The sequence below is a fragment of the Marinobacter sp. E2 genome, assembly GCF_055755345.1.
Genome location: NZ_CM146911.1, coordinates 1,835,297 through 1,858,228, shown reverse-complemented (window position 1 = coordinate 1,858,228; position 22,932 = coordinate 1,835,297). Strand labels below are relative to the sequence as shown.

20 protein-coding genes are annotated in these 22,932 nt (G+C 60.5%); 7 read left to right on the top strand and 13 right to left on the bottom strand.

The features are described from left to right. Positions 1–115 precede the first annotated feature (115 nt). Positions 116–2,608: a YbcC family protein gene (locus tag AC0J1C_RS08495; protein ID WP_473046439.1), complete on the bottom strand. Its 2,493-nt coding sequence runs from the start codon at positions 2,606–2,608 to the stop codon at positions 116–118. Continuing rightward, positions 2,605–4,221 carry an NADH-quinone oxidoreductase subunit L gene (locus AC0J1C_RS08490; RefSeq protein ID WP_473046438.1) on the bottom strand — a complete coding sequence of 539 codons (1,617 nt, stop codon included), beginning with the start codon at positions 4,219–4,221 and terminating at the stop codon, positions 2,605–2,607. Before AC0J1C_RS08490 ends, AC0J1C_RS08495 begins: the two co-directional genes overlap by 4 nt. Positions 4,222–4,319: 98 nt before the next feature. Here AC0J1C_RS08490 and AC0J1C_RS08485 point away from each other — a divergent pair, with 98 nt between their 5' ends. From AC0J1C_RS08485 to AC0J1C_RS08470, 4 genes are all read left to right on the top strand, one after another. Continuing rightward, positions 4,320–5,231 carry a LysR family transcriptional regulator gene (locus AC0J1C_RS08485; protein ID WP_473046437.1) on the top strand — a complete coding sequence of 304 codons (912 nt, stop codon included), beginning with the start codon at positions 4,320–4,322 and terminating at the stop codon, positions 5,229–5,231. Positions 5,232–5,319: 88 nt separating this feature from the next. Further along, positions 5,320–6,807: a flavin-containing monooxygenase gene (locus AC0J1C_RS08480; protein ID WP_473046436.1), complete on the top strand. Its 1,488-nt coding sequence runs from the start codon at positions 5,320–5,322 to the stop codon at positions 6,805–6,807. A gap of 79 nt (positions 6,808–6,886) precedes the next feature. Beyond that, positions 6,887–7,564, top strand: a complete 678-nt coding sequence (locus AC0J1C_RS08475; RefSeq protein ID WP_473046435.1) for a FadR/GntR family transcriptional regulator — start codon at positions 6,887–6,889, stop codon at positions 7,562–7,564. A gap of 3 nt (positions 7,565–7,567) precedes the next feature. Continuing rightward, positions 7,568–8,554 (top strand): bile acid:sodium symporter family protein, encoded by a 987-nt coding sequence (locus AC0J1C_RS08470; RefSeq protein ID WP_473046434.1) that lies wholly within the window; start codon positions 7,568–7,570, stop codon positions 8,552–8,554. Between the two features lie 11 nt (positions 8,555–8,565). On the opposite strand, the gene AC0J1C_RS08465 is transcribed toward AC0J1C_RS08470, so the two are convergent. Continuing rightward, positions 8,566–9,240, bottom strand: coding sequence for a J domain-containing protein (locus AC0J1C_RS08465; RefSeq protein ID WP_473046433.1), 675 nt, complete (start codon positions 9,238–9,240; stop codon positions 8,566–8,568). Between the two features lie 157 nt (positions 9,241–9,397). Here AC0J1C_RS08465 and AC0J1C_RS08460 point away from each other — a divergent pair, with 157 nt between their 5' ends. Genes AC0J1C_RS08460 through AC0J1C_RS08450 form a run of 3 tightly spaced genes read left to right on the top strand, consistent with a single transcriptional unit; the run spans position 9,398 to position 14,497 of the window. Beyond that, positions 9,398–11,545: a TonB-dependent receptor plug domain-containing protein gene (locus AC0J1C_RS08460; protein WP_473046432.1), complete on the top strand. Its 2,148-nt coding sequence runs from the start codon at positions 9,398–9,400 to the stop codon at positions 11,543–11,545. A gap of 50 nt (positions 11,546–11,595) precedes the next feature. Next, positions 11,596–12,561 carry an ABC transporter substrate-binding protein gene (locus AC0J1C_RS08455; RefSeq protein WP_473046431.1) on the top strand — a complete coding sequence of 322 codons (966 nt, stop codon included), beginning with the start codon at positions 11,596–11,598 and terminating at the stop codon, positions 12,559–12,561. Then, the gene (locus AC0J1C_RS08450; RefSeq protein WP_473046430.1) at positions 12,554–14,497 is read left to right on the top strand and encodes an ATP-binding protein; all 1,944 of its coding nucleotides are present in this window, start codon (positions 12,554–12,556) and stop codon (positions 14,495–14,497) included. The genes AC0J1C_RS08455 and AC0J1C_RS08450 overlap by 8 nt, the downstream gene beginning before the upstream one ends. A gap of 42 nt (positions 14,498–14,539) precedes the next feature. On the opposite strand, the gene gorA is transcribed toward AC0J1C_RS08450, so the two are convergent. From gorA to gspF, 10 genes are all read right to left on the bottom strand, one after another. After that, positions 14,540–15,916 (bottom strand): glutathione-disulfide reductase, encoded by a 1,377-nt coding sequence (gene gorA, locus AC0J1C_RS08445; protein WP_473046429.1) that lies wholly within the window; start codon positions 15,914–15,916, stop codon positions 14,540–14,542. A gap of 14 nt (positions 15,917–15,930) precedes the next feature. Then, positions 15,931–16,602 carry a GNAT family N-acetyltransferase gene (locus tag AC0J1C_RS08440; protein WP_473046428.1) on the bottom strand — a complete coding sequence of 224 codons (672 nt, stop codon included), beginning with the start codon at positions 16,600–16,602 and terminating at the stop codon, positions 15,931–15,933. A gap of 68 nt (positions 16,603–16,670) precedes the next feature. Continuing rightward, positions 16,671–17,201, bottom strand: a complete 531-nt coding sequence (gene gspM, locus AC0J1C_RS08435) for a type II secretion system protein GspM (protein WP_473046427.1) — start codon at positions 17,199–17,201, stop codon at positions 16,671–16,673. A 4-nt stretch (positions 17,202–17,205) separates the two neighbouring features. After that, positions 17,206–18,510, bottom strand: a complete 1,305-nt coding sequence (gspL, locus tag AC0J1C_RS08430; protein WP_473046426.1) for a type II secretion system protein GspL — start codon at positions 18,508–18,510, stop codon at positions 17,206–17,208. A gap of 2 nt (positions 18,511–18,512) precedes the next feature. After that, a complete protein-coding gene (gene gspK, locus AC0J1C_RS08425; protein WP_473046425.1) occupies positions 18,513–19,505 on the bottom strand; it encodes a type II secretion system minor pseudopilin GspK in 993 nt (330 codons plus the stop codon). Positions 19,506–19,508: 3 nt separating this feature from the next. Next, positions 19,509–20,285 (bottom strand): type II secretion system minor pseudopilin GspJ, encoded by a 777-nt coding sequence (gene gspJ, locus AC0J1C_RS08420; RefSeq protein WP_473046424.1) that lies wholly within the window; start codon positions 20,283–20,285, stop codon positions 19,509–19,511. Further along, positions 20,282–20,656, bottom strand: a complete 375-nt coding sequence (gene gspI / locus AC0J1C_RS08415) for a type II secretion system minor pseudopilin GspI (RefSeq protein WP_091985131.1) — start codon at positions 20,654–20,656, stop codon at positions 20,282–20,284. Before gspI ends, gspJ begins: the two co-directional genes overlap by 4 nt. Continuing rightward, on the bottom strand, positions 20,653–21,180 hold the full coding sequence (gspH, locus tag AC0J1C_RS08410; RefSeq protein WP_473046519.1) for a type II secretion system minor pseudopilin GspH: 528 nt from the start codon (positions 21,178–21,180) through the stop codon (positions 20,653–20,655). The genes gspI and gspH overlap by 4 nt, the downstream gene beginning before the upstream one ends. 9 nt (positions 21,181–21,189) lie before the next feature. Continuing rightward, entirely contained in the window at positions 21,190–21,657 is a 468-nt protein-coding gene (gspG, locus tag AC0J1C_RS08405) for a type II secretion system major pseudopilin GspG (RefSeq protein WP_473046423.1), read from the bottom strand. A gap of 63 nt (positions 21,658–21,720) precedes the next feature. After that, positions 21,721–22,932, bottom strand: coding sequence for a type II secretion system inner membrane protein GspF (gspF, locus tag AC0J1C_RS08400; protein ID WP_473046421.1), 1,212 nt, complete (start codon positions 22,930–22,932; stop codon positions 21,721–21,723).

Below are 22,932 nucleotides of genomic sequence, written 5' to 3'. Positions count from 1 at the left end.
GTGCCAAAACGCGCTGATTTTTCCCTACTTTATATACGCACGCGGCGCATGCCGGGATGTCAGCGTTTGTAACCGGGCGTGGCTATCTAAGAGATTCCGAAGGTATGACGTACGGTCAGGCGACCCGATGCCATGCGCCATTGTAATAACGTTCGATGCCATGATCCCCCATCCGGTGGATGAACAACCAGGCGTTGTCGACCAGCGCTGCAACGTCCGGCTGCCGACCTATGGCCGCTTCAATGCGATCGGCGGGGGCCTCGATAATCACGGTCAGGCGCAGAGGCTCATGACGCCAGCGGGTGCCGTCATGGACGGATTGCAGTGGCAGCCCTGTTCTGAGGTCCGAACCATTGCCTTCCACCACGCCCACATTGCCACCAACAACGGAGTGCAAAAGCTTGTTCCCGGCACCGTAGACGTCCGGTACCGTCACCGAGCCGAAATATTGCAGGTTGATCCAGTTGGCAACCAGAAGGGGGGCCGCCAGAAGGCTTTCGAGGCGCTGGCCGTCTTCGTCCGAAACGGGATCGTAGTCGTGCAGGAACACCCGCCCCGCCAGGTCGCAACCACGGGTGCGACTGCGCCTGGCAAAGATAATGGCAGCATTGCCTGCCAGGCCCCACTCCGGTCGTACCTCCGACCAGTCCCGCGTTCGCGTTTCCATGGCTTCGGTCAGTCTGTCCGATTCCCCGTTTTCCTGGCCTTCGCCCAGCCTGAGGGATTCCGCGCGCTCATTGCGAGCCCGCACACCGGCCTGCCCGAAGCCGGCCTCAAGGTCCGCCAGTTTTTGAAGGTGGGTATGAGGCACCCGGTCTCGATCAGCAAAGGTCACCCGGTCGGTCACGGTGCAATGCTCGGCAGCCACAGCCCAGGTGTGGTCGGGAATGCGTATGCCCTGCTCCGACAGGCCAGCCCGGACCATCGGGTCATTGAACAGCTTCGCCGCCAGACGGGCGCTGACGCCGCCACTCTGGCCACCACAGGCGCCGCATTCCAGCCCGGCCTGGTGGGGGTTGTTGTCGGTGTGACTTCCGTGACCCACGAAAACCAGCAAGGGCGCAAAGCCATCCGTCAGGGACATACCCCGTAGCATATTGGCGACCAGCGCGGTTTTTTCCGGATCCATCAGTGGATCTCCGCCGAGTTCATGGACCAGCAGCGTTTCCTGGTCCTCCGGCCTCGTTCTGGAACGGCCCCGCTTGAGCGTATCCTTGATCAGCTTCCACACCCAGGCCAGCCCGGTCGTCTCCACCAGGATGAAAGTCGAGAGACTGCTGTATTTGGCCTTGCGCACGGTTTCCCGGGTAATCTCCCGCTGATCCCTGGCCCGGTTCTCCGCAAGATCCGCGCGCAGGTTACCCCGGGTATCGATCAGACGATAAGGAGCCTGTAACAACCCTGGCAGCCGGCGAACCGGCTCAAAAGGCCCATGACGCTGGTGCGCAACCGGCATTCCGAAAAAGCCGGCAAACCCGAGGGTCTGTACCCGGGGCATCACCGCCTCAAGGTGGCGGCGTATCACTTCCGAACGCACATCAATACAGAACACGGCCTGCGCATCGGGAATGGCCGGCGGAGGCTCTGGTGCCTGGCTGTTGTTGGTTCGGTTCTTCAACGCACTGAACAGCGTTCTCTGATACCCACACTCAAATGCCCGCTGCCACACCCACAGGGGGCGCCTGTCTTGCTGGTGCATGCCGTGGCGACTTCGGGACCGTTCCAACTGGTTTTTCTGGGCGACCGATGAAAAGCGAAGAGCGGCGGCTTCCCACACCAGCAGCACCGCCAGCAGCTCACCGAGCTGGTCGGAGGCTTGCCCGTCCAGGGCGCCCCGCCAATCCAGGCCCCGACACCAGGATGCCCAGCCATTCAACCGGAGTAATAGGCTGTGGCACAGGGCCCGAAGCTCGTCGCCAGGCAGCCCTAGGGCTTCTGTGGCCTGGTTAACTGCCTGATTCCGGTCATCCGGCACCGCCCTGAAAAAGGTTCTCACACCGGCCAGCCCGGTGGTGAAATCCAGGGAAAGGTCCTGTCTCACGGAGTTGAGCCAGAACCCGAACAATCCGGCGGACTCTTCAGAGCCGTGTTCCCCGGCCGACCACCGGGCCTGACGTCGATCGAAGAAGGCACCGCACACACGGGCCACCTGATCATTAACAATCTGCCCGAGCGGTTCTGTGGTGCCGTCACCCTCGAACGTATCAAGGATGCTCATCGTGGCGCGTCCATGGGTCTTCTCATGCTTGTGAGGCGTCCGGACAGAGGCAGTATCAACCCATTCGAGGTACCAGGAGGGGTCGCGACGCTCACCGCGTTCGGCAACACTGGCGGCCAGGTCCTCCGGTTGAATTCTGCCTTGCTGCCAGGCCTCCCGATAGAACGCCGCCGGCATGAGAAGGCTGAAGCCGCCCCGCTCCTGCAAAATATCGTCGGCTTGTTCCGCCGGCAGGTGTCGCAATCCCCAGAAGGGGTTTACAGCGATCCACTGGTCCAGCGGCCACACGGGTGCAACCAGCTCGCAGGCTTCACGAAACGGTGATTGCCAGGACTCAGCGCCCTGCGATTGCTCCGGTATCGAGACCGAAACACCGCTCAAGGTTCTCATGACTCTTCCTCAAGCCTGAACGGATGATGCGGAACCCGCTTGAACACCTGCGGAACCCGGAGCGCCTCGGCGGCAAGCAACCGGGTGAAACGGTCAAAAGGCAGTGCCAGATAGAGCCCGTGGCGAAAATGGACCGAGAGAACCTGCGTAACCCGGAGTTGCCCGCCAAAGGCAATACACAGAGCGCACAGTGCCAATAGAAGCACCATGACCGAACCTGCCACATAGCCCGCCAGGGGAATCGCGAAACCGTTCTGGTCCGGCACCGCCGGTCCCAGCAACAGGTGCAGCATTGCATAAAGCGGTACCAGGGCCACGGCCATGGCAGCACCCCTGAGTTTCACGCCGTTCGTGGCGCCGGCCGGTATGCCCATGGCCGAGGCGGCAACCGCCAACACCAGCAGCAGACCAAACACCAGGTTGTGCTCAACAATCCAGGGCGCCCACCAGAGGATGACGGCCGCCACCACACCGGTTGCAAGACCGAACGACATACGACGCCCGGCTGGCAGCTCGGGCAGTTTCCGGGCCGAGGACACCACCACGGTGCGCCCGGACGCCAGGAACGAGTGGGCCTTGTAGAGGGAATGCGCAAGCAGGTGCAGTAGCGCCAGTGTGTAGGCACCCATGCCGATCTCAAACAGCATGAATCCCATCTGGGCGCAGGTAGACCAAGCCAGCGCGTGTTTGACAGAAAACTGGGTCATCATCGTCAGCACCGCCACCACGGCAGTGAAGCCGCCCACCACCAGCAGGATCATGTGGCCGGTGGTGAAACCGTCGAACACCGGGAACAGGCGCAACCACAGGAAGCCCCCCAGGTTGATCACGCCTGCATGGAGCAGTGCCGACACCGGGGTCGGCGCTTCCATCACCCGGATCAGCCATCCGTGAAAGGGAATCTGCGCACACTTGAGGGCTGCCGCCAGGGCCAGGGCCACAGACGCCACCGTTAACGCCAAGGAACCTCCGGCACGTGCTGCTTCACTCTGAACCATGTCCGGCAGCAGGAAGGTGTCGTAATGCAGGTAGAGGGCAATCACGCCGGTGATCACCAGGGCATCCCCCGCCCGACTGACAATAAACTTCTGCACGGCGGCCACACGTGCTTCCGGACGATCCGGATACAGGGTCAACAGGTGGTGCAACGCCAGACTGACGCCAATCCAGGCACCCGCCAGGATAAGGAGATGATTGGTAAGCACCAGCACCAACACCGAGCCCACGGTAACCAGGAACCAGGGCAGAAACCGCTCCCGCCCCGGATCCCGTCGGAGGTAGTTGTCCGCGTAGCGCAAGATGACCCAGCCGACGAAGGCCACCATCAGGGCCATCCAGACGGCAACTCCGTCCGGGTACACACCAAACCGTGCCGCCAGGCCGACCAACTCATCAGCACCGAGTAGCCACGGTTCGAGCACGAGCATTGCCCCAACCGTCAGGGACGAAACCATGGACGCCAGCATTACCCAGCCGGCCAATCGCCAGCAGCGGTCAAGCTGTGGACAGCTCTGAAGCCAACCGGTCAATGCTGCCAGAACAAACAGGCTCACGGGAAAAAGCAGCCAGAGGGCGAGCGTTACCAGAGATGACAGTTCGGCGATCGGGTTCATGATGGTAAACCTCCTGAATCGCCACTTTGCCTGCGTTCTTCATATATAAAAAATGGTTTATAATTATCACTTCATTCTATTTATTAGAACGGTAGCCCATGAAGCTGAACTACCATCATCTTTATTACTTCTGGAGTGTCGCGCGAACCGGGCACCTGACCCGAGCTGCCGAGGCGCTTCATATTTCCCAGTCGGCGCTGTCGGGCCAGATCCGAAAGCTCGAGGAAAGCCTCGGGCATGACCTGTTCATCCGTGAAGGACGACGACTGAAGCTCTCGGAAGCCGGACGTCTTGCGTTTTCCTACGCCGAGGAAATCTTCCGCCAGGGCGAAGAGCTGTCCGCCCTGTTCGATTCCGGCGTGCGGCCAAACCGCGAGGTGCTCAGGATCGGCGCTGTGGCCACGCTGTCACGAAATTTCCAGGAAGGCTTCCTGCAACCCCTGCTGGACCGTGAAGATCTCGAACTCAGTCTTCAGAGCAGCCATATTGACGAGCTACTCCGTCGGCTGTCCGCACACCGGCTGGACCTGATCCTGTCCAATCAGGCGGTCCAGGGCAGCGAACAGAATCCGTGGCGATCCCGCCTGATCGCCAAACAGCCGGTCAGTATCATCGGGCCTTCGGGCATTCAGGTTGAAGGCGAATTCGCCGACGTTGTACGCGGGCGAAGCCTGATTGTGCCAGGCCCGGACAACAACATACGCCAGGCCTTCGACCAGCTGTGCGAGTATCACCGGCTACGGCCAAATATCGCGGCAGAGGTCGATGACATGGCCATGATGCGACTCCTGACCCGGGATACCGGCCACTTTGCCATCATGCCGCCCGTGGTTGTTCGGGACGAGCTCAGGAGCGGAGCCCTTGAGGACTACGGCGCCCTGCCCGGCGTGTTCGAGGAATTCTACGCCATCAGCATACGCCGGCAGTTCCAGACGGCGGCATTACGTGAACTTCTGGCCCAGCCTGCCGAGAACTTCCTGAATCAGGACTCGGTTGATCTTTCTTACTAACGGCGCTGTCAGAAAAAGTCATCCATCAGCGCACCATGGCTCCGTATACTGGGCCAAATCCAATACAACAAGAACCGGACACCCCAGGATGAGCCAACACAATACTGACCAGCCCGCCATCGTCATTATCGGTACGGGTTTCGGTGGACTGGGCATGGCCATCACGCTCAAACAGGCCGGCTACACCAACCTGACGATCCTGGAGAAGGCCGAGGATGTGGGGGGCACCTGGCGCGACAACACCTATCCGGGCGCGGCCTGCGATGTGCAATCCCATTTCTACTCCTTTTCCTTTGAGCCCAAGCACGACTGGTCCCGCAAGTTCGGGCTGCAGCAGGAAATCCTCGGGTACATGCACCACTGCGTGGAGAAGTACCAGCTGGGCGATCATCTCAGGTTCAACGCCGAAGTCGCCTCCGCCCGCTTCGACGATCAGAGCAATCGCTGGACCCTTACCCTGGCCAGCGGTGAGCAACTTCTCGCCGACGTGGTGATCACCGCAACCGGCCAGCTCAACCAGCCGGCGTGGCCAAAACTCGAAGGGCTGGAACGCTTTCAGGGCCGGATGTTCCACTCAGCGCGCTGGGACCACGATTACGATCTGACCAACAAACGGGTAGCGGTGATTGGCACCGGGGCCAGCGCCATCCAGTTCGTTCCGGAAATAGCGAGCCAGGTAAAGCAGCTGAATCTTTTCCAGCGTTCAGCCGCCTGGGTGCTGCCCAAGCCCGACCGGCCATTCAAGCCCTGGGAACAGACGCTGTTCCGAAGGGTACCAGCCTGGGACCGGCTCTATCGCTACCTGATCTACTGGAAAAACGAGAGCCGCGCCCTGGCATTCACGCGGTTCAACGGGTTGCTGAAAGTCTTTGCCAATCAGGCACGGCGGGAAGCCCGCAAACACGTAACCGACCCGGAGAAGCTGGCGCACATCATTCCCGACTACCAGATCGGCTGTAAGCGCATCCTGATATCCAACGATTGGTACCCGGCCATCAACCGGCCCAACGTGGATCTGGTGACCAACCCGATTGAAAGTATCGATGAACACGGGGTGCAGACCCGCAGCGGCAGGCACTATGCGGTGGATGCCATTATCTGTGGCACCGGGTTCCGGGCCTCAGAGTTTCTCTCACCCATAGAGGTCATCGGTCGGGGCGGCAAATCCCTCAATGAGGCCTGGCAAACCGGAGCATCTGCCTTCAAGGGCATCACCGTGAGCGGCTTTCCCAACCTGTTCATGCTCTATGGCCCGAACACCAACCTGGCCCACAACTCCATTGTGTACATGCTGGAATCCCAATTCCGCTACATCCGCACCTGCATTAACGCGCTGCAGAAATACCCCGGCGCTGCCATGGACGTTCGTCAGGATCGTCAGGACCGATTCACCCATGTGATTCAGCGAGGCCTGCAGCACTCGGTCTGGAGCTCCGGCTGCACCTCCTGGTACCTGGACGAAAACGGCCACAACAGCATCAACTGGCCCGGTTTTACCTTTACATACCGCCTTACCACACGGCGCGTGGATACCGCCGACTACCAGTTCCTCAACCCCTCACACAGCGATCGCTGAACCGGCAACTGTTACGATTGTTGCGGTTCGACTCAATTCATAGGATGATTGGTTTATCGGATAGAGGGATGATAGACCCATGCTGCAACGAATTCGCAAAGGATCTCTGGTGGAAACCGCCATAGAGAGCCTCAGAGGCGCCATTGAGGACAGAGTCTGGTCAGTCGGCGATCGCCTGCCCGTTGAATCGGAGCTCTCGGAATCGCTGGGAGTGAGCCGCAATACCGTTCGCGAGGCAGTGCGGGTGCTGGTCCACGTGGGCATGCTGGAGACCCGTCAGGGCGATGGCACCTACGTGCGGGCGACCCGGGATGCCGGAGAAACCCTGCGGCGTATCGCACGCACCCAGCTGGCGGATCAGCTGGAAGTACGCATCATGCTGGAAACCGAAGCGGCAAAGCTGGCGGCCTCGCGCCGCACCGACGAGGATCTGCGTAGCATGACCAACGCACTCGATGCCCGCGCAAAGGCCGGCGCGGTCCTGCCCTTGCGTATCCGGCACGACGAAGCCTTCCACCATGCCCTGGTGGCGGCTTCTCATAATTCCGCACTGGTGGAACTGTACGACTACTTTTCCCACGCGGTGAGCCTGACCATCGAGCAAACCGAAACCGACTCCGACTTGCCTGAACCCTCCCAGGAAGACCACGAGCTGTTGCTGGCCGCGGTTCGGCGCCGGGATGCAGACAAAGCCGAACAGCTTGCCCGGCAGTTGCTCGCCCCGAGCCTTCGAGCCCTTAAGCGTCTGGAGTTGTAATCCATGAAGTTCCGTATCGACACCTTTACCCTGCTTTTGCTGGGCGCCATTGTCCTGGCGACGTTCCTGCCCGCCACCGGCCAGGCGGGCGATTTCCTGGCCAAAGCCGGCACTGTTGCCGTTGCCCTGCTCTTCTTCTTTCATGGCGCGGCACTTTCGCGGGATCAGATCATTGCCGGTGCCACCCACTGGCGCCTGCACATCCTGATTACCGCACTGACGTTTGTCTTCTTTCCCCTTGTGGCCCTGCCCATCAACGAGCTGAGCAACATCGTGCCGAGCTGGATGCCCAAGGATCTAGGGCTCGGCTTTTTATACCTTGGCGTGCTTCCGTCGGCGGTGTCTTCCTCTATTGCCTATACCGCCATGGCGCGGGGCAACGTGCCGGCCGCCATCTGCAGCGCGGCCGCATCCAACGTGTTCGGTATGATGCTGACCCCGTTTCTGCTACTGCTCCTGGTCAGCACCTCCGGCGGCGGGGACTTCTCCATTGCGGAAGCGCTGAAGGACATCGTGATGCAACTGCTGCTCCCCTTTGCGGTCGGGCATGCCATGCGCCCCTGGCTCGGCGGATTCCTGTCCCGCAACGAGCAGCTCATGGCCCGCTATGATAAGTGCGTGATCTGGCTGATTGTCTACTCGGCATTCTCGCACTCGGTGGAAAGCGGGCTCTGGCAGAACCTTCCGGTGCAGGCCATTGTCCTGACCATCCTGCTCTGCCTGGGCCTATTGTTGCTGTTCATGCTGCTGGCGCGGTTTCTGGTACGACGCTTCGGCTTCAGCCTGGAGGATGAGGCGGCAGTGGTATTCTGCGGCTCAAAGAAAAGCCTGGCTTCGGGGCTGCCCATGGCCAAGGTGCTGTTCTCCGGCCACCCTGGCTTCGGCATGATCGTGCTTCCGATCATGTGCTACAACCAGATTCAGGTGATTGTGGGGGCAATTCTGGCGCAGAAATACCGGGAGAAGATCGAGCAGGCGAATGCGGAATAAAAAGGGCGGCCTCAGCCGCCCCCCATGCCGCCGAACAGCGTGGCCAGGATGACCAGGCCGACGATCCAGCCAATCACCGCTGGCCAGAAGTTCACCATCTGGGGTGGCTGTTCCGGCACATCTTCGGACTCGTCACCTTCAGTGCTATGGCGCTCGTCCAGCGGTTGTGGTGCCTGCTCCGGACTGAACCAGCCAAACCACTCCCCGAGGAAATGGGCAACGGGCTGTGGGAAGGAGCCGTTTTCAGCCATGGGCCTGAGCTGTGGCTCAAGCTGCCGACCGATTTCCGCACGCAGAGCCGCCTCGTCCGCCGGTGGCTCACAGAGAATGGCCTTCCATATGCCGGCATCCTTGCTGCGGGTAGCATCATTGAGTAGCGCTTTGATCTGGATGACAACCTCGCGAACCACCTGCCCCTCATTCGCATCCAGAGGACGGCTAGGGGACTCTGCAGAAGGCTCTGGCGCTGCAGAGGGCTCTGGCGTGCCGGTTTCCCGCGGCTCCGGGGCCGCTTCGCTCCGCGTTTCGCGCGCGGGCTCTGGCGCCTCTCCCACGGCCTCTCGATACGCCTGGTCCAGGCGCCGGGCCTCCTCGTCGGAGGCGAATTTGAGCTGCTGTTCGTACGCATCCTGGATTTTCCGGCGGTCGCCGGTAGGGTCAATTCCGAGGATTTCCCAACAATTCATACAACCTGAACTCCAAGCCTGATATTCATTACATTTTGGAGAGACAAAACGCCTGTAGTCCCTTACGATAGTCCCGAAAAGACAAAACGCTCGACAAGACTTTCACCCGGCCACGGGCCCCAGACAACTGAACTCGGCAAAGTATAAAACGTCCACCATGCATCATTCTAAAAAAATATTGTCGGTGCGTAGCCACGGTTCGAACATAACCGTTTTCGGCGCCGCACTCGCTCTCACCCTTTTTCCAATCGCTGGGCATGGACAGCCTGACTCACCCGATCTGACCACCGGTCTGCTGGCATTACACGGAGACCAGGCCGAAATTCCCGAAGTGCTGACCACAACGCGCCTGCGTCAGTCCAAGCTACGGGTCCCGGGTACCACCACCATTATCACCGGGGACATGATACGCGAACTTGGAATCCGGAACCTGCAGGAAGCGCTTCGTCTGGTGCCCGGCATGGTCGTGGGCCACTGGGGCAGTACCAATCCGGTGGCAACGTACCACGGTACCTCCCAATACGAACAGCGTCGGCTTCAAGTCCAGATCGACGGTCGTACCGCGTACCGGATCAGCCTTGCGGATGTGGACTGGCTGTCGATGCCGGTGGCCATCGAAAACATCGAGCGCATTGAGGTGAGCCGCGGCCCCAATTCAGCGGCCTACGGGATCAACGCCTTCCTGGGCAGCATCAACATCATCACCCGCTCACCCCAGGATACCGCCGGGGTCGAGGCGTTCGCATCCGCCGGTTCACGGGGCTATCTGCGAACCTTTACCTCCGTTGGTGATGCAGACAGCGATAACAGCTGGCGACTGTCCTACGAGAAGCGCAAATCCAACGGCTTTGACAATCAAATAGACGGCGGCGAGGAAATTCCGTTCCACGATGGCCACGATATCAACAACTTCAATTTCGACAGCGTGTTCCGGGTGGATCGCCAGCATTCCGTCGAGTTTCGTGCTGGCGTGCTTGAAGGTGTGAACGAGGAGGATCTGGAGAAATCCGGCAAGCTCGAAGCGACCACAAACCCTGACATCCTGATGGACGACTACTACCTACACGTCCGCTTTAATGGCAAAACCTCCGAACGCCACTTCTACCACATTCAGGCCAGCTACCAGAACCAGCGCCAGAGGCAGCGCTGGTCGGTATCGGTTCCCGCCGCCGACATAAACGCGCTGCTGCCGCCGGAGTTTCCGCCCTTCCCTGAGAACCAGGGACCGTTTATTGCGGACCTGAATGAAGACATCGAGGAAACCCGTCAGGAAATCGAGATCCAGGACACCCTGATTTTCAGCGACCAGCTGAAGCTGGTTTCCGGCCTGGGTTATCGAAAAGACACCTACGATTCCGAAACCTTCTTCAACGGTGAGGGCAACAATTACCAGTCCCGGATCTTCGCCAACACCGAGTATTCACCGTACCGGTGGCTCACCTTTAACCTGGGCGGCAACTGGGAACAGACGACGACCACCAACGAGGACTATTTCTCCCCACGGGCCGCCGCCAACTTCATCTTCAACAACAACCATGCCCTGCGTTTTGTATTCTCAAGAGCGGTAAGAACGCCCGACGCCTTCGAGCAGGAACCGGACTGGTCTTACCGCCCAAGCAACGTCCGCCCACCTTTCGAGGCCCTCGAAGGCCAGCGTATACTGGTGGAAGACCTGCTGGACCCGACCACTTCCACCTATGGCCAGGAGCTGGAGGAGGAGTGGATTACCTCGAGGGAGATCAGCTACTTCGGTCAGTTCCATCTCGATAGCGCGCTGCTGTCGGTGGAAGTGCGTTACTTCAATGATTATTTCCGTGACATGATCAGCGGCGTGATCAACGAAGAGGAATGGTACATCGCCAACAACGTGGCCCTGGATCAGGAAGGCGTGGAGCTGGAAACGTCCCTTGAATTCTCCGGTACGCGACTGAGGGCAACCTACGCCTATCTTGAGCAGGAAGGTCGCTACACCGGCGACCCCAACGCCTTGCCGGCCAATGACCAGCGGCGCGCCGTCGATCTTCTGGGCCGTCTGTCGGCCCGGGATTCCGGCAGTTTTGCCTGGATACAGGACCTGCCCGCAGGGTTTATGGGCTCAACCGCCCTTTACTGGACCAACGAAGTCCGCAATACCCGGTTCGAGCGCGCAGACTTCCGGCTGGCGCGCCGGGTGGACAGAAGCGACTATAGTTATGTCCTGGCCCTGGTTATGCAGCATTACCTCAATCACAAGCCATGGATCAGCCCAGATAACCGGATTGAGGATCAGAACCAGTTCTTTGTAGAGGCTGGTGTCCGTTTCTGAGTCTTACAGGGATAACGTGAACCCCGGACGGTATGGAACGTAGTAATAGCATGGAAATGCGACAACCTGATCAGCGCTGGCGACGTCTCCTTATGGTGGCCCGCCGCGCGTTGGTGGTTCCTTTGCTGGCGTTGCTGGCGCCCATGGCTGCTGCTCAGGAACCGACCGCACAGACGGTCTATTTCGCAGGCTCGGGCAACGCCGCCCTTGACCAGCACCTCATCCAGTTGCTTGAACAGGAGCTTCCGGCTGACACCACGCTTGAGAAAGTGTCGGACGACCAGCTGCCGGCCATCACCTCACGCCCTATCGTTACGGTCGGGCCAGCTGCCTTCACACGTGTGCGCCAGGCCAGTCGTTCGGCCCCCATATTGGCGACCCTGGTAGACAAGGAATTCATCACCTCCTTTGCCGAGCGGGCTCCCGGCCAGATCTCGGCGGTTTACTACGACGTTCCGCTGATTCGCCAGGCACTGACCGGCAAGGCCATACTGCCACAGGCCACCAAGATTGCCCTGTTGGCCACGGCCGATTCCGTAGAACTCTATGAACCTCTGATCGATGAACTTCCGCGCTTCGGCCTGGAGGCCCGGGTATTTCTGGTGGAGCGTCCCGATCGCCTGATTCCCACCCTGGTAAGGGCACTGGGGTATGGTGACTTTCTCCTGGCAGCACCGGACAGCGCCATCTACAACCCTCGCACCATCAAACACATCCTGCTGACAGCCTACCGCCGCAATCAGATTGTCATCGGGCCGTCGCAAGCTTATGTCAAGGCCGGCGCGTTGGCCTCCAGTTATGCGCCCTTCCCGGAAATGGCTCGCCTGGCCGGCGATTACCTGGCCGAGTTCTTCGAGTCTGGCGCCTTTCCGGCGCCCACGTACCCGGAGCAATACCGGGTAGAGATCAACGAGCAGGTGGCCAGGTCCATGAACATTCCCTTGCCGGGCCGGGACGAAATTGCCGAGCGTGTAAACCGCCAGTTGGCGAACGACGGGGAGACGGCGAATGATTAAAACGTCTGCCCAGCAACGCCCACTTTCCCGCAAGCTTCTGTTGCTTGGTGCCCTGCCGGCGGTGGTTATGTTCATCGTGTTGATGGTGTTCTTCACCTCTGCCCGCCTGGCGGACGCCCGCAAGGACCTGGCCGACAGTGGCCAGCTCCTGGCTGACAGCCTGGCGCCGGCCCTGGAGTACGCGGTCGTGTCAGGCAACACCGAGGCCCTGGAACAGATCCTGTCCCAGTCGTTGCGACGCAGCAAGACAGACTGGATTCGTGTTACCGATGTCATGGGTGAGCAGATTGGATTTGTTGCCAATGGCCCGGTGAACCTGGAGGCCAAACACCAGGATTACTATGTGTACGAGTCCGAGATCCTGCAGCAGCCGCTGGAAATGAGCGCGGGCCGTACTGCCGAATGGTTCGAGCCGGATTATGGCTTTGGCGGCGGCTCATTGAGAGTCGGCACCGTGGAGGTGGGGGTTGACGTTGATGTGCTGACCAACCGGCGCCACGACATTCTCTGGACCTCCATTGCGGTGGGCGTCTCCCTGCTGATCTTCACCATACTGATCATCAACCATTACCTGGGAACGATCCTGGCACCCATCCGGGATCTCGCCGGCCGCATTGGCAAACTCACCGGCGGTGATTACCGGGAGCGTCCCCTCAACACCCACCAGACCTCCCGGGAAGTGGTCGAGATCGAGGAGCAGCTTAACCAGTTGGCCAGCCACCTGGTTGACCTGAAAACGGCCAGGGATCAGACCGTGGCAGCCTCTGAACATGCCCGGGAAAAAGCCGAGGCCGCCAACCAGGCGAAGTCCGAGTTCCTGGCCACCATGAGCCACGAATTGCGCACTCCGCTCAACGGTGTGCTCGGAATGGTCGATCTGATCCAGGAAGAGCCTCTCACCCATCGCCAGAGGGACTACCTGAATACCGCCAGGCAGTCCACGGAAGACCTGCTCACCGTGATCGGTGACATCCTGGACTATTCCCGGGTCGACAGCGGTACCCTGCAGCTGGAGAACCAGGAGTTTGACCTGAAACAGTTGATCTCCAACTGCACCGCCACGTTCCGCCACATGTCCGAACAGCAGGGCCTTGCACTCAATCTCACGTTTTACGGAGATTGGCCAGACAACCCGAAGGTTATCGGCGACCCGGCTCGCCTCAGGCAGGTGCTGGCCTGCCTGATCGACAATGCCATCAAGTTTACCGGGGATGGGTTCATTAACATCCAGGCGGGCTCCTTCCCCCTCGAAGAAAACTGCGTGATTCTCAACTGCACGGTGAGTGACTCCGGCTCAGGCATCCCCTCGGAGCGCCTGCCGGACATTTTCAACTCCTTCGAGCAACTGGATGGTGGCAACAGCCGATTGCACGGAGGCACCGGCCTCGGTCTGTCGCTGGTACAACGCCTGGTGGAACTGATGGGCGGCCACATCCAGGTGGAGACGGATCTGGGCAAAGGTTCGTCCTTCCGCTTTGAGTTGCCCTTCGAGCTTGCCAACCCGGGCGTCCGCACCGCTCCCGCTGCACCCGCCGCTCGGGAACCGGTAGACAAGGTCAGCCACGCTTTGGTGGTGGAAGACAACCCCGTCAACCAGCGGGTGGCAACGGCCATGCTCACGCGGCTTGGATTCCAGGCGGACTCCGCCAATAACGGTAAGGAAGCACTGGAGAAAGTGACCAGCAATCACGCCGGTTACGACATAATCCTGATGGACTGCCAGATGCCCGTAATGGACGGGTACGAAGCCACCCGTTACATCCGTGAGTGGGAGAAAAGCAACGGCCAGACAGGAACGCCCATCATCGCCCTCACCGCCGACGTCCTTCCCGGCACGGAGCGTACCTGTCTTGAGAGCGGCATGAACGACTACATCGCCAAACCGGTGCGTAAAGAGAATCTTCGGGAAACTCTGAGCCGCTGGATCAAGCTGTAGCAGGAGCCGGCGCCCAAACGCAGGGGCGCCGGAGCCCGGGACTTAGCTCGCTACCGGTTCCCGCATGGTAACGAACTCTTCGGCGGAGGTAGGATGAATGCCGAGGGTAGAGTCGAACTGGGCCTTGGTGGCGCCGGCCTTGATGGCCACGGCCAGCCCCTGGGTGATTTCTCCGGCATCCGGGCCCACCATGTGGGCGCCCAGCACGCGGTCTGTGTGGTCATCCACCACCAGCTTCATCAGGCACCGCTCATCCCGGCCACTCAGCGTGTGCTTCATGGGCCTGAATTCCGAACGGTAGATCCGGAGCCTGTGGCCCGCCTCCCGCGCCTCTTCCTCGGTGAGTCCAACGGTACCGATGTTGGGCTGACAGAACACGGCCGTGGGTATGGCCGAGTAGTCCATCTCGCCCTGGCCGTCACCAAACAGCCGGCGAGACAGTACCATAGCCTGGGCCAGTGCCACCGGAGTCAGTTGCGGCGTACCGATGACATCGCCCAGAGCGGTAATCGACGGCACGGCGGTCTGGAAGTGTTTATCCACCACCACATGCCCCGAGCCACTGAGCTGAACACCAAGATCGGTAAGCCCCAGGCCATCCACCAGCGCGCGGCGGCCGGTGGCCGCCATCACCAGCCCGGTTTCCAGGGTTTCACCGTTATTGAGATGTACCCGGTAATGGGCGTTTTCCGCTTCCACGGATTCAATGGTTACGCCGAATCTCAGGTTAACGCCCTTCTTGCGCATTTCCTGCTCGGTGAAGCGCCGGATATCGCCATCAAAACCTCTGAGGAACAGATCGCCCCGATACAGAAGCGTGGTTTCAACACCCAGCCCAGCCAGGATGCCGGCAAACTCCACGGCGATATAACCGCCACCCCACACCACCGCGTGCTTGGGCAGTTGCGGCAGATAGAACATCTCGTTGGAGGTCAGGATGCATTCTTTCCCGGGCACATCCGGCACCACCGGCCAGCTGCCGGTCGCCACGGTGATGTGCCTCGCCCTGTAGGCGTGGTCACCGACCACCACGGTGTTGGCATCCCGCAGGGTTGCAGTACCCTGGATGATGGTCACGCCGGCATTCTCCAGAAGGCGGCCATAAATGCCATTGAGCCTTTCGATCTCGGCGTTCTTGTTGGCCACCAGCTTGGGCCAGTCAAAGCGGACATCGCCCAGCGGAACCTGCCAGCCATAGCCGGCGGCGTCTTCCAGGTCTTCATGCACGTGGGCGCCATAAACGAACAGCTTCTTGGGTACGCACCCGACATTGACACAGGTACCGCCGAGATACCGGGATTCCACCACGGCTACCCGTGCGCCACGCTGGGCAGACATGCGGGCAAGGCGAACCCCGCCGGAGCCGGCTCCAATGACAATCAGATCAAATTCCTGCTGGTCAGACACAGCAACTCCCATTACCGAATGAAACGTCAGTTCTGGCCGGGCGCGGCCGACTTGCTTTCCGGTTGAACTTCCCGGAACAGCACATGATCTTCAAAATCCCCGAGCTGGATCTTGCCCAGGCTCCGGAAGCCCTCGGATTCGTAAAACGGCAGATAACGGCTGTTGCCGGTATCCAGCACAAGACCACTGCCCCGGGGATTCTCCGAACAAAGTCGTTCCACAGTTTTCAGCAACAGCCGGCCATAGCCGCGATTCTGATACGCCGGATTCACGCCCATCAGGGGCAATTGGTGAGCCAGGGGTTGCGGCAACAGATCGCGAATCTTCTGGTGATAATCCAGGTAGCGGCGGGTGGCGGCAAACCCCGTGGTCAGCACCATCCGGATGCGCCAGCTGAACTGGTCAGCCAGGTTCATCCGCAGTTCCGGATCACCAATGAAGGCGACCGCAACCAGGGTGTCGTTCACCATCACTCCCACCGCGTCCTGCCGCAACTCGTAGTACAGGTCGATCAGTTCACGGATCGTCGCCCTGACCCGCTGCTCATAGCCCGGCCGGCGGTGGTCAAACAGGTACTGGAACGTCGGTTCATTCCGGTAGGCATGATAGAGAATGGACCGGGCCTCGTTGGCCGCAGTTTCATCCAGCCGAACAATGACAGGCTCAGGCTGATTCCTGTTGTCGGTACCGTTGGTCATGGCGTCCTACTCCTGTTGCAGTTCCGGAAACCGGCCCGGAGTTATTATTGTTAAATCCGCGCGCTGGATCAGATCGTCAGGGTTAAACGAACGGATACCCGCCCCGGTTCACTGGCCCGGTCCATGGCGGCCTGATCTATGACCACTCCATGATCCGCGCTGAGCCTTTCCAGCCACGCGGCCACCTCGGCAAACGGGGCGTTTTCGAGCCAGACCCGAATGGCGTCTTCGCCACTGGGCTCAAACCGTTGCAGGGAGAGCCCTGCTTCGCCCGCCGAGCGTGTAACCAGCGCCATCAGGGCCCGGCCATCCGCCGGTTTGTCTACGGCTGCCGCCTGCGTATCGCTGCCTGCGCCACCCAGGCGCCGGATGGTCTGTTCGTTGGCCTGCATCCAGGCCAGCAGTTCTCCGGCGTTTTCCCGGGCACTGGCCGATTGTTCCTGGAACTCAGCCGCCGGCTGCCATACGGCAAAGTAAAGAATGGCCAGCAATACTGCCACTGCAAGCGCCCCGAGCGCCTGCTGGTCGCGTCTCGGCAACTGGTCATACTGGGCAATCAGTTTGCCAACGGCGGGCTGATCCTTCAGTCGTGAAAACATGGGCTCAACCTCCTGAAACCGTCAAACGGCCGCGGGCGCCGCTGGCTTCGTTTACCACCGAGCCAATCTGCGCTTCCAGCCCCTGGCTCGCCAGGCCATTGCGCAGGGCACTCAGCCGATCATAGCTGTCGGCCCGAACATCAACAATCAACTCGCCCCGGGACCGGCTGTAGTTGACCGAATTGAAGTTCACCGACCGGGTACCCGGCAGTTGCGCGTATTGCTGGCCGGTGTATTTCATCAGGGTTATAAAACCCATGTCCGGGCCACTGCTGCCAGCCACCCGGAGCTGCCCTTCTATCACCCGCTGAACGTTCCCGGCGTGGGTGCGGCGGTCGTTCGGAAAGGCATCCCGGTAAATGGCCATGGCCTCTGATCGCAGCTGATCGGCCTGGTTCTGGTAATAGAATCCCATGCCAACATTCAGAGCCACCTGAACCACAAACCACACCGCGGCAACGGCGATCAGGGGTTTCCAGGGGCGGAGTGGACTGGCCCGGTCAGAGTCTGCTGCAAAGACTCCCTGGCAAAGATTGATCGGCTCGCACAGATGATGGTGGTGGGCATGAGCCAATAGCTCCAGGGGCATCAGTTCGAGGGCTTCCGTGCGAAGAGCGAGACGGCCTGAGGCACCCAGTTCAGAGATTGCGGACTGCTGAACCTCCAGCTCCTCTGCCGTGCCGTACAGGGTGACGGGAATCTCGGCCACTACCTCCTCGGCCGACGGTGCCGCCAGCGTGTAGGCGAACATGCCGAGGTTGGCCGATTGCATGCTGAGCCATTCTCCCCGGTCGCTGACCATCATCGCCGATTCGCCATCCAGGCAGATCGACCAGCCGCCCTCGGTCCTGGGCAGCAATGCCGCATCCGGGTATACGGCATCCAGGCGCACATGATCCCAGTCGCTGAACAAATGTACCCATTGTGCCATCTGCTCGCGATCAATGGCCGCCACCCGGTAACCGGCGTCGGTGTGTTTTCCCAGGGCCAGATGAACGGAATCGATGTCCTGGGCAATCTGCTCCTCAACCGCATAGGGCAGCGCCTGCCGGATAAACCGGCTCTGCCTGGCCGGAATATCGGCCAGACAGTAAAGAGCTTCCTCACCCGGAATCAGGCCAATCAGCAGGACATTGTCGAGGGCATTCTGCGCCAGCGTCTGCTCGATTCGATCGCGGCTGTCCCCGGTGCCCCGGGCCTGGGAGTCACCACTGGCATCGTGCAGCACCCAGTTGAACAGCTGGGCATCCGGGTTCTGATCAACGTCCGCGAACGGTGGGATCGGGCGAACATAAAGGCGGTAAGACATGTTTATCCTTCTGAAACTGTATAGGGCTCTTTAGTGATCCTGTTCTTCTGCCCGGTGTCCCGATGCACTGTCCGCACCTCGCCTTCCGGAGTCCGGAATACGGTACTGACCAGATTCACAACGCGGTTATCGTAGGTAATCCGCGAGACAACTTCAAAAAACCGGGTCTGCAACCCAAGACCAACCGACTTCAGCCCGAGCCCGGCAAATTCGGGAAGCGCCAGAAAGTCCTGCAGGTTCTCAAACCGCTCTTCCTCACGCCTCTCAAGGATAGCCGCGGCCTGTGCATCCGTCAGCTCCTCATGCAGGGAACGGATCACCATGGCGGTGGCGGTGTTCACGTTGACACCGGCGCCGCTCACCGGCAGGGCCGCCACGTGGGGCTGCAACGCCTGATAGATTTCCTCGGTCATGCCCTCAATCAGGCGCAGCTCGGAAACACTGGTAAACGGCTGGTTGGCCGCCCGGTAGCCCGGATCCGCCAGCAGATACTGGCCGTCCTCAGCACCGTAGGCCGTCACCGTCTGGTCGTCCGGGTCGGTCCAGTCAATCAACGAATCGACGGATACCGTCGTGATGCCCAGCGCCTCGAACAGCTGCACAAACCGCTGGCGCGCCACCGGATCCACCTGTCCGTTCGGCCCCACCAGATCGTTCAGGTTCAGGCGTCCACCAAGATCATCAATCTGGACTTCCGCCACGCCATTGTCATCCAGCGGCAGAACCGCCGCATTGGCCGCCCAGAACTCATCCAGGCTGTCCACCATGGCGTTGTTCTCCTTGTCTTCCTCGAAGTCGCGGGTCAGGATCTGCCGGGCAAACGCCTCTGCCCCCAGGGCAATGCTCAGGCCTTGTTGCTGGGCAAGGTAATGGCCGGCCTTGAACACCCGCAGGCTCTGCTGCTGGGTCATCCCAGAGGCCAGCATCACCACGAGGGCCATGGCCAGCAGTACCATGATCAGGGCCACGCCCCGTTGACGCCCAATACCCGCCATCGGTTACTGGCCTCCCTGCCCCGGAGTTTCGGTGGGCTCGCCGCCCTGCTCCCCGGTTTCCGGTTCTTCAGTCTCTTCCGCTTCGCTGGCGGCCTGATTGGCCTGGTTCACCGCGCCCTGGGCGACGGTCGGATCGAAATCCGGCAAGGCGAACGTTCGTACCAGGGTGCCGAACCGCTCATGCTCCAGGGTAAGCTCAATGCCCAGGGGCAAAGGCGCGTCCGGACGGCTCCCGGGCGCCATGGACGCCATCACCTCGTCGGTGGGCCATTGCTCCTGCCAGTTGCGGTCGCTGTCCAGAAAGCGGATATCGACCCGATTCACCGAGTCCAGAAGCAGCACGTCCCGATCCTCCGGCTCCTGGGCCTGGTCGACCTGAGGCCAGTAATGGCGCCGCAATTCACTGCCCGTATACTCCCAGCCCACCCGCTGCAGGCCGCTGCGACGAATGCCCAGTGGATTACGCCAGCCCTGGCGGGTGAGCAAGAGAACGTATTCCTCCTGGCGGCTTGAGAAGGCCGGTTGAAAGTCGCCGTAAAGGTCTCGAGCCGGCCGATTAACCACCTGGATAATATCCCGCTCCAGCAACAGCATGGCCCGCTGAAGACCAGAAAACTGCTCGGCCAGCGCATCCACCCGGTCGCGGGAAGTGACCACGCCGGTAATCACCTGCCACACCCCAAGGCCAATCACCGCGGTGATGGTTACGGCAATCAACACTTCCAGAAGGGTAAAGCCCCGGGCTTTTCGCAGAGATGAAATATCAACCCTGGGCATCATGGCACACCCACGAACGCCGAGAGCGTGTGCAGCGGCACCGGCTCCTGGGACTCTTCCCGGTATTTGGCAACACTCACCTCAATCCTGCGCATCTTGGCATCGGCGGTGGCCAGTATCGCGGTTGTTACCTGCCAGCGATAGGGACCAAACTCCGTATCCCGGGAATTTTCCGAGATACCCGGCAGCGTTTCCTGCAGCCGCAACTCGTTGATCCGGTTATCGGCCAGCCATCCCGCCAGGGTTTTATCCCGAACCCGTTCGTAACTGGCAATGTACTGGCTGCCCACCTGCGCCGCGGCGGTGGCAATCAGGCCGAATACCAGCAGCGCCACCAGCACCTCAATGAGGGTGAATCCCGCCTGTCGATTCACGCGTCGCCCCCGTCGTCGCCGGGCTTGCGCCACTCCAAGGGCGACACGCCATCAGACGCCAGCACATGGGTATAGTCAGAGCTCGATCCGAGGGTGAATTCCAGTTCAAAAGGCGTGGTTTCACCGCTGGAGAAAAACACGACATCCGGCCGCAGGCGATCCTCAGCCGACGCCAGCCGAGGCGCGTCGCTTTCGATGAACTCGGTCACGGTTATCCACTCAGGCAGGTCCCGGGCCCGGAACATGCTCTCCCCGGAGGCTTTCCAGTCGCCGGTCTGATCCTCGAACGCCACGAACTGATACTCGCCTTCTTCCAGCCTGAGGCCCAGTTCCTGATTGTTCAGCACCGCCTGCTCGGATGCGGTCTGCATCAACAGAAACAGCTCGCGAACCTCATTTTCGAGTTCCCGCTGTTGGGAGCTTCCCGCCATGGTGAACACCGCCAGCGCCGCCAGCAGACCGATAACCACAAGCACCACCAGGATTTCAATCAGGGTGAAGCCTGCGGAGCGGGTTCGGGGCAGCACTCTCAACTAGCCCTTGGTGTTCCAGACGCTGATATCGGCGGCGTCGCCCTCCCCGCCTTCCTGGCCATCTGCCCCGTAAGAATACAGGTCGTAAGGACCCTCGGTACCCGGGCTCACGTACTGGTATTCATTGCCCCAGGGATCCTCCGGAACGCTTTTGAGATAGCCGTCCGGGTTCCAGTTCTTGGGCTCCGGGCTACCACTGGGTTTGGAGACCAATGCCTCCAGGCCCTGCTGTGTAGAGGGGTAATGGCTGTTATCCAGTCGATAGAGATCCAGGGCGTTGGCAATGTTGCTCAGCTGGGTTTCGGCCACAGTGACCTTGGCCTGATCGCTACGGCCCATGATATTCGGCGCCACGATAGCTACCAGCAGGCCCAGGATCACCATAACCACCATGATTTCGATCAGGGTGAAGCCACGGCTTCGGTTGGTTGGATCGGGGTTCTTGATCGTCATTGTTTCACTCGTCATTGGCATGGATTCCGTTCGTTCTGGAGACCTCTTCTGACCCGCCCGCCACTGCAGCAAAGCCGGTCAGCCTACGAGGTTACTCATATTCAGTATTGGCAACATGATTGCCAGCACAATAATCAATACCACAACGCCCATGACCAGCAGCATCATAGGCTCGAACAGGCCCACGATCGCTGCAATCTTGGACTGGAGGGTGTTCTCCTGCATCCGCGCGGTGCGCTCCAGCATGCTGTCCAGCTCGCCACTGGCCTCACCGCTGGCGATCATGTGCAGCATCATGGGCGGGAAATACCCGGTCTGGTCCAGGGACCGGTGCAGCGAACCACCCTCGCTCACCTTGCGCGCCGCATCCCGTAGTTCCTGGCGCAGATAGTCGTTGGACAATACCTCGCCGGCAATGCGCATGGCCTCCACCAGCGGCACCCCACTGGTGGTCAGGATGCTCAGGGTACTGGCATAACGGGCCGTATTCACACCCCGCACCATCCCGGAAAACAGGGGCAGGTGCAGCAACCGTTTATGGAACCGCAACCGGAAGCCGGGTTTGGTCAGCAAATACCGGAACACCATTAGCCCCAACACCAGCAGGATAAAGAGATAGACACCGTAATCGGCCAGAAAATCCGAGACTGCCAGCATGGCAACGGTCAGCGTGGGCAAATCCTGACCCTGCTTCAGAAATACCTCAATGATATCGGGCACTACATAGGTCAGCAGGAACACAACGATCGCGATGGCCACCACGCTGAGAATGATCGGGTAAATGGCAGCCAGCTGAATTTTCTGGCGGGCTTCCTGCCGGCTCTCGGTGTAATCCGCCAGCCGATTGAGAACCAGGTCCAGGTGGCCGGCGTGCTCACCAGCGGCCACGGTAGAGCGGTACAGGCGCGGGAACGCCCGGGGAAATTCACCCAGACTGTCGGCCAGGGTATAACCTTCCATAACCTTGGCCCGAATGGCGATCAGCATGCTGCGTATGCGTGGACTGGTGGACTGCTGAGAGGCGGCGGACAGTGCCTGCTCAATGGGAATACCGGACTGGATCAGGGTGGCCAACTGGCGGGTAACCAGGGCCAGATCGGCGGCGTTCAGAGAGCCGCGCCCGCTCAGGGGGCTGCTACGACGCTGCTTTTCCGCGGCAGGCTCCACCGCCAGTGGCGTCAGTCCCCGCTCCCGTAACTGCTGGCGAACGGCGCGGGGAGCGTCCGCTTCCAACACGCCGTTTTTCTGCTTGCCCCGGGCATCCAGCGCCTTGTATTCGTATGCCGGCAT

Coding starts and splice junctions, on each gene's coding strand:
- AC0J1C_RS08490 (WP_473046438.1), bottom strand. CDS start 4,221: ATGAACCCGATCGCCGAACTGTCATCTCTGGTAACGCTCGCCCTCTGG.
- AC0J1C_RS08495 (WP_473046439.1), bottom strand. CDS start 2,608: ATGAGAACCTTGAGCGGTGTTTCGGTCTCGATACCGGAGCAATCGCAG.
- AC0J1C_RS08480 (WP_473046436.1), top strand. CDS start 5,320: ATGAGCCAACACAATACTGACCAGCCCGCCATCGTCATTATCGGTACG.
- AC0J1C_RS08470 (WP_473046434.1), top strand. CDS start 7,568: ATGAAGTTCCGTATCGACACCTTTACCCTGCTTTTGCTGGGCGCCATT.
- AC0J1C_RS08440 (WP_473046428.1), bottom strand. CDS start 16,602: ATGACCAACGGTACCGACAACAGGAATCAGCCTGAGCCTGTCATTGTT.
- AC0J1C_RS08485 (WP_473046437.1), top strand. CDS start 4,320: ATGAAGCTGAACTACCATCATCTTTATTACTTCTGGAGTGTCGCGCGA.
- gspK (WP_473046425.1), bottom strand. CDS start 19,505: ATGGCGGGTATTGGGCGTCAACGGGGCGTGGCCCTGATCATGGTACTG.
- gorA (WP_473046429.1), bottom strand. CDS start 15,916: ATGGGAGTTGCTGTGTCTGACCAGCAGGAATTTGATCTGATTGTCATT.
- gspJ (WP_473046424.1), bottom strand. CDS start 20,285: ATGATGCCCAGGGTTGATATTTCATCTCTGCGAAAAGCCCGGGGCTTT.
- AC0J1C_RS08475 (WP_473046435.1), top strand. CDS start 6,887: ATGCTGCAACGAATTCGCAAAGGATCTCTGGTGGAAACCGCCATAGAG.
- gspF (WP_473046421.1), bottom strand. CDS start 22,932: ATGCCGGCATACGAATACAAGGCGCTGGATGCCCGGGGCAAGCAGAAA.
- AC0J1C_RS08460 (WP_473046432.1), top strand. CDS start 9,398: ATGCATCATTCTAAAAAAATATTGTCGGTGCGTAGCCACGGTTCGAAC.
- gspL (WP_473046426.1), bottom strand. CDS start 18,510: ATGTCTTACCGCCTTTATGTTCGCCCGATCCCACCGTTCGCGGACGTT.
- AC0J1C_RS08455 (WP_473046431.1), top strand. CDS start 11,596: ATGGAAATGCGACAACCTGATCAGCGCTGGCGACGTCTCCTTATGGTG.
- gspM (WP_473046427.1), bottom strand. CDS start 17,201: ATGTTTTCACGACTGAAGGATCAGCCCGCCGTTGGCAAACTGATTGCC.
- AC0J1C_RS08450 (WP_473046430.1), top strand. CDS start 12,554: ATGATTAAAACGTCTGCCCAGCAACGCCCACTTTCCCGCAAGCTTCTG.
- AC0J1C_RS08465 (WP_473046433.1), bottom strand. CDS start 9,240: ATGAATTGTTGGGAAATCCTCGGAATTGACCCTACCGGCGACCGCCGG.
- gspG (WP_473046423.1), bottom strand. CDS start 21,657: ATGACGAGTGAAACAATGACGATCAAGAACCCCGATCCAACCAACCGA.